This is a genomic window from Pseudoalteromonas sp. Z1A6, from assembly GCF_011378745.1.
Classification (GTDB): domain Bacteria; phylum Pseudomonadota; class Gammaproteobacteria; order Enterobacterales; family Alteromonadaceae; genus Pseudoalteromonas; species Pseudoalteromonas arctica.
Genome location: NZ_WTKW01000446.1, coordinates 1 through 2,831 on the forward strand (window position 1 = coordinate 1; position 2,831 = coordinate 2,831).

Sequence of the window (2,831 nt, forward strand, 5' to 3'; positions counted from 1 at the left end):
AGCCTAAAATCAGTTAAGTGATTTTAGGCTTTTTGGTGTGGGCTATTAAATTTATTTTTAAAACAGTTACTTACTTAAAAGTGACCTTTACTTCAAAATAACCACAGGCACATCGCTGTTTTCGAGCATTTTAAGAGTGTTGCTGCCTATAAAAAACTGCCTTAGCTTAGAGTGGCCAAACGCACCCATTACAATTAGTTCTACATTATTTTGCTCTTTGTATTGCATTAACGAGTTAAAAATATTGCCCTCTAAAAAGCTTGCTGACACTTTAAAACCCATACTGGTGAGTTTGTATTGCGCGTTAATAAACTTTTCTTCAAGGTCTTCTTCGTTGTTTTTAATACTCACTAAATGACAATGTAAGCCGTGTAATAAACCGCCATCAATCACTTGTTGTAGCGCTTTATCGGCTGTTTCGCGGCCATCGTACGCAATCATAAATGACGTAGGTTGTTTAAACGTTTCAGGAACAAGCAAGATAGGCTGGGTTGCATTGCGTATTAGGGTTTCTATATGCGAGCCAAGTACCGCTAAGCTATTACTATGCCCAGTACCATTTTGTCCAATAACAATAAGGCGAGTGTCGTCTTTAAAGTCGATAACGGTATCGAGCAAATCACCGTGGCGCTTAATTAACTCAAAATTAGTAATGCCTGCCGATTTAGCATGCTCACTTACGGAGTTTAATAATTCGTCAGCCATTTTTAAACTTACTTTGCAGCGCTGCTCGTCAAGGGCTACCATTTCACTAAGCAGCGAAGAATGCGCGCCAATCCCAATGCTGCCAGAGTAGTTGCCGATATTAGTTTGCTGGGCTTTTTCAAGCGTATGTACAAAACTAATGGGTTTATTTAGCTTTTTTGAAGCCCAAATAGCGGCTTCGGTTACATTTTTAGTGATGGCTGAGCCATCAACACAGGTAATTATTTTAGTCATTACATTCTCCTTAATGTCCGCCAAGTAGTTTTTCGACTTCTTCAGGGTTGTTGTGCACACCAAACTTATCAACAACGGTTTCGGTTGCGCTATTCATACCAATAACATCAACTGTTGCGCCTTCACGCCTAAATTTAATAACCACCTTATCGAGTGACGATACACCGGTTATATCCCAAAAGTGGGCATGGGTTAAATCTATTACTACATTAGCAACCGCATTTTTAAAATCGAACGACGCTATAAATTGCTCAGCAGAGGCAAAAAATACTTGGCCAACTACTTCATAAGTTATTTGGTCGTTGATTTCATCATGATTGCTTTTAACCACCATAAAGCGGCCAATTTTATTGGCAAAAAACAACGTTGCTAACAATACGCCAACTAAAACACCAATGGCTAAGTTATGCGTAGCAACCACCACAATAACGGTGGAAATCATCACTACATTTGACGAAAGCGGGTTCTTTTTTAAATCTTTAACGGATGCCCAAGAGAACGTACCAATTGATACCATAATCATTACAGCAACCAATGCAGCCATAGGAATTAACCGTAGCCATTCATCTAAAAATACCACCATGATAATTAAAAATGAACCGGCAATAAACGTTGAGAGCCGACCACGTCCGCCCGATTTAACGTTAATGATAGACTGCCCAATCATGGCGCAACCCGCCATACCACCAAATAAGCCTGCACCAATATTGGCAATACCTTGACCTTTACACTCTTTATTACGATCGCTTGTTGTATCGGTTAAGTCATCAACAATAGTCGCGGTCATCATCGATTCAAGTAAGCCGACAACAGCAAGACCAATAGAGTAGGGTAAAACAATTTGCAGTGTTTCGAGTGTTAGCGGTACATCAGGCCATAAAAATATAGGCAGAGTGTCAGGCAGGTCGCCCATGTCGCCAACGGTTCTAATATCAAGCCCTAAAAACAGTGAAACAAGCGTAATAACAACAATACACACTAAAGGAGAGGGAAGTATTTTGCCAATGGTTGGAATATACGGAAATAAGTAAATAATACCCAAGCCCGCCGCGGTCATCGCATAAACATGCCAAGTCACATTAGTGAGCTCTGGTAACTGCGCCATAAATATTAAAATTGCCAATGCATTTACAAAACCAGTAACAACAGAGCGTGATACAAACCGCATTAACTCACCAAGCTTTAGAAAACCTGCAAATATTTGTATTACGCCAGTAAGTAAGGTAGCAACAAGTAAATATTCAAGACCGTAGTCTTTAACCAGCGTGACCATTAGCAGTGCCATTGCTCCGGTTGCTGCCGATATCATACCTGGGCGCCCACCAACAAAGGCAATAATAACCGCAATACAAAACGAGGCGTATAAACCTACCTTTGGATCAACACCCGCAATAATAGAAAAGGCAATCGCTTCAGGTATTAGGGCAAGCGCCACAACAATACCAGCAAGCACATCGCCACGAACATTAGAGAGCCAATCTCTTTTTACGTGATCAAACATGTAAGTAACCTAATTAGTTAGTTTCCCAAAGTATAGGGGAATATTTTATTTAAATAACCGTGATTCTCGCGCAGATGGCGATTAAGGGTGCACGCAACGTGCTGATGAAAAAGGGAGTGGTTGCCCAGGGCGGCGTAAGTTTCAAGTAAAAAGCTCCTTTTTGATTAGTGTGTATTAATAATGCGGGCGAATTATAAGTAACACATACACTTTAGCAGCATGCTGTTTGGCCTTAAAGACCAAACTTTAATCTAATAATGTTTTTGAATATTTAAAACTCAAATGTAAAACCAAACTCTCTTAATTTTTCATATACGTTTATGTCAAAACGGTACAATGTAGCAGCTCTATGGGCTACGTTGGTTTGTTTTTCTTTGCAGTTTATTAATAA

Annotated in this window: 2 protein-coding genes and 1 pseudogene; all 3 read right to left on the bottom strand. The window is 39.8% G+C overall.

Annotated features, from left to right (window positions below; all coding sequences use genetic code 11):
• Positions 1–87 precede the first annotated feature (87 nt).
• Positions 88–939: a universal stress protein gene (locus GQR46_RS18310; RefSeq protein ID WP_165741945.1), complete on the bottom strand. Its 852-nt coding sequence runs from the start codon at positions 937–939 to the stop codon at positions 88–90.
• Positions 940–949: 10 nt separating this feature from the next.
• Positions 950–2,440 carry a SulP family inorganic anion transporter gene (locus tag GQR46_RS18315; RefSeq protein ID WP_165741948.1) on the bottom strand — a complete coding sequence of 497 codons (1,491 nt, stop codon included), beginning with the start codon at positions 2,438–2,440 and terminating at the stop codon, positions 950–952.
• Positions 2,441–2,711: 271 nt separating this feature from the next.
• Positions 2,712–2,831 (bottom strand): annotated as a pseudogene (locus GQR46_RS20720) (NUDIX hydrolase); the annotation flags it as partial.

Excerpts from the sequence above, each read along its gene's own strand:
- GQR46_RS18310 (WP_165741945.1), bottom strand. The coding sequence starts at position 939 with ATGACTAAAATAATTACCTGTGTTGATGGCTCAGCCATCACTAAAAAT.
- GQR46_RS18315 (WP_165741948.1), bottom strand. The coding sequence starts at position 2,440 with ATGTTTGATCACGTAAAAAGAGATTGGCTCTCTAATGTTCGTGGCGAT.